This is a genomic window from Mesorhizobium sp. M2E.F.Ca.ET.219.01.1.1 (genome assembly GCF_004016445.2).
GTDB lineage: Bacteria > Pseudomonadota > Alphaproteobacteria > Rhizobiales > Rhizobiaceae > Mesorhizobium.
Map to the genome: position 1 here is coordinate 1 of NZ_SADT02000265.1, position 287 is coordinate 287.

General features: G+C 69.0%; 1 pseudogene. It reads left to right on the forward strand.

What is annotated here, in order from left to right:
- Positions 1-287 (forward strand): annotated as a pseudogene (locus EN862_RS35775) (sugar ABC transporter ATP-binding protein); the annotation flags it as partial.

Below are 287 nucleotides of genomic sequence, written 5' to 3' on the forward strand. Positions count from 1 at the left end.
GGTCGAGCGCCTGTTCGACATCATGCGCAAGCTCGCCGCTACCGGCGTCGGCATCGTCTACATTTCGCACCGGCTGGAGGAAGTGCCTGAGATCGCCGACCGCGTGACGGTGATGCGCGACGGCCGCGTCGCCGGCGTCACCGAGCCGCACGCGCCGCAGGCCGAACTGGTTCGACTTCTGGTCGGCCGCTCGCTGGATGAACTCTACCCGGCGCGCGCCAGAAGCGCCGGCAAGACGCTGCTCAGCCTCAAGGATGCCAGCTTCAGGCTCGCCCGCGAAAGCGCCG